We start from the raw sequence: 3,765 nt of genomic DNA on the forward strand, positions 1-3,765 counted from the left end.
GGCTAAATTTGAGATAGTTACATGAATTTACCATAAATCACCATCTCATAAAGTGTGATGCAACAAAGCCCACTGGGATCCAGGAATTTTATTAAGTTAGTAAGCATAAAAGCAGCCATTTTATGTTAAAATACAACGTTTTGATGATTATGAAAAAGCTGGATTCCAGACTGGAATGACACCATTTGTTGTAAACTCACTTCTTCTTGATTTGTAGAACAATAAAACAGTAAGCTAAAAGGGAACTTATTACTCAACAAAACAAGACTTAAAATTTTGTGCAATGCTATTGATTATAGCTAGATATGCATCTTTTCCAGGCTCTATGTCTGATCCAATAGGATCAAGAACTACCATTTTTGCGTCATTAGAAAGGGCGTTAGGCTTTATGCTATCTTCCTGTGAATGAGCAAATATACATTTAACGTTTTCTTCCTTCATTATCTTTTTTAGCTTCATTAAACTCTTCATACCTATGTAAGAATCCTCTTCTATGGAAAGAATAGCGCTTGGATGATTTAGACCGAAATATTTTTCAAAATATTGATAAGCATCATGAGTAACGATGTATTTTTGATTTTTAAAATCATTCAGTTCTTTCATGATTTCTTTTACTTCTTGGTCTATTTTTTTTATAGCTTTTGTTGCATTAGAACTGTATCGATGGGAATTTCCTTTATCTATGTCAGACAATGTTGCACTTATAGAAAGTATCATGCTCTTTGCATTTTCGGGACTCAGCCACATGTGTAAATCTTTTTCATCTTGAATGTGAGTGATTTTTCTAGAAAATGAATGTGGCCGAGTAGGAAGTAGGTTGATTGCCTTTGACAATTGCACTAGTTCTTTATTATTTTTGGCGAAAGTTTGAACAAACGTCTCTAAGTTATCGTCAACATAAAATATAACGTCACTTGATTCTAAATTACTCGCATCAGATGGCTTTAATATATCATTATGTGCAGATGTTGCATAGCCAAGCAATTCCGGTTCTAAAATCCCTTCTGTAACAGAAGCTACAAGTGAGTGGATAGGTTTGATTGTAGCTACAACTTTTAAATTGGATGAAAAGGCAATATTATAGTATAGTGTAAGTGAAAGTAATAGAAAAAAAGCCAGTAAATGTCTCATATAAACGTTGAGAAGAAGTTAAATTTTGTCAATAAATTGAATAATGTCAATAATCGTGTTCTAAAAATAGAAAATCTTGCTCTCGCATATGATGGTAAAAGAATCCTTGACAATATCAATATGTTCATGGAAAGAGGAGACATAATTACAATACTTGGTCCAAATGGTGGAGGTAAAACCTCTTTAGTGAAAGCAATTGCTGGTATAAATAAAAATTATACTGGAAATATTGTGTTAGCTGAGAACACAAAAATTAGCTACATGCCGCAAAATTTTAGTATTAGTAATTTGATGCCAATAACAGTTGAATATTTTCTTTTAAATAGCTCCTTGAAAAGACTAAAGAAAAATCAATCCATTATTACAGAAACGATAGAGTTGGCTGGTATCGGTAACATTTTGAAAAATCAAGTGTTAGAAATTTCTGCAGGGCAAACACAATTATTACTGCTTGCACGTTGTTTAATTGCAGAGCCTGACTTGATCATTCTAGATGAACCAGTTAGTGCAATGGATATTAACGCGCGGGCTAAATTTTATGATATTATAAATAAAATAGCAAAAAAACGATTGGTATCGATTCTTATGACTTCTCATGATCTTAACTCTGCTCTACCATCCTCAGATTACATAATTTGTATAAATAATACTATCTATTGCCAAGGCAAGCCTGATGAGATTATGAAAAATAGAACCCTAAATGAAATATTTAGCAGTTACGCAGCGAAATGATTCAAAATATTTTGCGTCTTCTGCACATAACTACGGTGCTGACGCGTTACAATATATTACCTTATTTACTTCCACCATCAAAAAAATCAATAAATAAAATACAAGGCCACAAGCTAAAGTGTGCTCTTGAAAAATTAGGTCCGGTGTTCATTAAGTTTGGGCAGTCTATCTCATCACGTACTGATGTTTTAAATGAGGATATAACAAATAACTTGTTATTGATATGTGATAGATTGCCATCATTTTCACATAAAATAGCAGTTAAAACTATAGAAAGTGAGTTTAATTGTAAATTGAGCGACATTTTTTCAAGCTTTTCTGAAAAGCCAATTGCAGCAGCATCGATTTCTCAGGTGCATAGAGCGGTTACAACTGAGGGTAAGGAAGTTGCTGTGAAGGTTTTAAGGCCAAATATTGAGAAAACATTCTCAAGGGATATAAAAATGCTTTCTTGGCTTGCAGAAATTGCAGAAAAATTTAGCGAACAATCAAAAAGGCTGAGGCCAATTGAATTAGTCAAAACTTTTGCTGAAATTTGCCGATTAGAGTTAGATCTACGTTTTGAAGCTGCTCACTCTTCGGAACTAAAGGAAAACACAAAAAATGACAGAGGTTTTTACGTACCTGAAATAGATTGGAATAGAACTTCGAAAAAGGTTTTAACATTAGAATGGATAGAAGCAACGCCAATATACGAAGTTGAAAAACTGAATAATCGTAAGCAAATAGCTATCAATCTTATAGAATCGTTTTGCAATCAAGTATACAGGGATTGTTTTTTTCATGCTGATATGCATCCTGGAAATCTAATGGTTGATAGTAATAACAATATTATTGCCCTGGATTGTGGAATCATGGGTAGAATAGATCGTGAGACATGCTATTACGTTATAGAGATACTCAAAGGCTTTTTAAATCGGGATTATGATCACGTTGCAAAAATGCACTTTAGGGCTGGTTATGTTTCATCACAGCATAGAAATTTTGTCACAGCTTGCAGGGCAATAGGTGAACCCATTATTGGGCAGCCTATACAGAAGATTTCATTTGCTAGTTTACTTGCTCAGCTATTAAAAATAACTGGTGATTTTGATATGAAAGTTCAAACACAATTGTTATTGCTGCAGAAAACTATGATTTTACTGGAAGGGACATGTAGAAAGATCTACTCAGAAATCAATATGTGGAAAGTAGTTGAAGCGTGGATAAGCAGTCAACATGAAAATAAAATAGGGTATAGGGAAAAAATTAGAAGTTCTTATCCTGTAAAAACAATCCAAGGGATATTTAGCCTTATAGAAAAATTAAACCTAATAGCTGATAAAAAATTAGAAAACATCCAAATTAAAAATAAATCAAATGGAAAAGTCTATTTTTTATTGTGGTTTGTAATTATAATTCTAATCGTTAAACTTTTAATTTCTTAAACTATGGGAAAAAACTGCGTCAAATCCAATTTTTATTCAACTTAATTTTTAATCTGCAGGAGCCGAGTTGAGAATGTCCAATTTTCCACTTTCTTTATGTATCTGTTCAGCAGAGTGGCAAAATAAGGTAGACGAGAAAAGACAACTATAGGAACAAATGGGTGTCATGCCAGTGCGTGACACTGGCCTCTTGTTTCAATGTTAAACAAAATACCATAGAATTCAAAAAGACAATTCCTAGAAAATTTCTACATCCAAAAAAGGCATAAGTTATGTTAATGCTGTTTGAATGAGATGATATAAAGATAAGCCAAATTTTTACAAAGAAAACATTTCAAGCAGCAAGACACCTTTGATTGAAAGAGAGCACCAAATTTATGGGGTGAGTAACTGCGCTATTTCAACTAGAGGTTGTCCGGAAACTAGTAAATTCAAGCATATTCCCTCTTTAACATAACCCTACTCATAGCTAGGT

The 3,765-nt window shown here is 32.9% G+C and carries 3 protein-coding genes; 2 read left to right on the forward strand and 1 reads right to left on the reverse strand.

Going from position 1 to position 3,765, the window contains the following annotated elements; all coding sequences use genetic code 11:
- Window positions 1–249: 249 nt before the first annotated feature.
- A complete protein-coding gene (locus tag OZD62_RS02500; protein ID WP_275019359.1) occupies window positions 250–1,131 on the reverse strand; it encodes a zinc ABC transporter substrate-binding protein in 882 nt (293 codons plus the stop codon).
- Here OZD62_RS02500 and OZD62_RS02505 point away from each other — a divergent pair.
- Both OZD62_RS02505 and ubiB read left to right on the forward strand, forming a co-directional pair.
- Complete coding sequence (locus tag OZD62_RS02505; RefSeq protein ID WP_038199232.1) at window positions 1,123–1,863, forward strand: metal ABC transporter ATP-binding protein; 741 nt, start codon at window positions 1,123–1,125, stop codon at window positions 1,861–1,863. The genes OZD62_RS02500 and OZD62_RS02505 overlap by 9 nt on opposite strands.
- Window positions 1,860–3,290 carry a 2-polyprenylphenol 6-hydroxylase gene (gene ubiB / locus OZD62_RS02510; RefSeq protein ID WP_070356945.1) on the forward strand — a complete coding sequence of 477 codons (1,431 nt, stop codon included), beginning with the start codon at window positions 1,860–1,862 and terminating at the stop codon, window positions 3,288–3,290. The genes OZD62_RS02505 and ubiB overlap by 4 nt, the downstream gene beginning before the upstream one ends.
- Window positions 3,291–3,765: the final 475 nt, after the last annotated feature.

Source organism: Wolbachia endosymbiont of Drosophila seguyi (assembly GCF_028981765.1).
In the GTDB taxonomy this organism is placed as follows: domain Bacteria; phylum Pseudomonadota; class Alphaproteobacteria; order Rickettsiales; family Anaplasmataceae; genus Wolbachia; species Wolbachia pipientis.

What these genes read in the sequence shown, in the direction of transcription:
- OZD62_RS02505 (WP_038199232.1), top strand. Translation starts at nt 1,123, where the DNA reads ATGTCTCATATAAACGTTGAGAAGAAGTTAAATTTTGTCAATAAATTG.
- OZD62_RS02500 (WP_275019359.1), bottom strand. Translation starts at nt 1,131, where the DNA reads ATGAGACATTTACTGGCTTTTTTTCTATTACTTTCACTTACACTATAC.
- ubiB (WP_070356945.1), top strand. Translation starts at nt 1,860, where the DNA reads ATGATTCAAAATATTTTGCGTCTTCTGCACATAACTACGGTGCTGACG.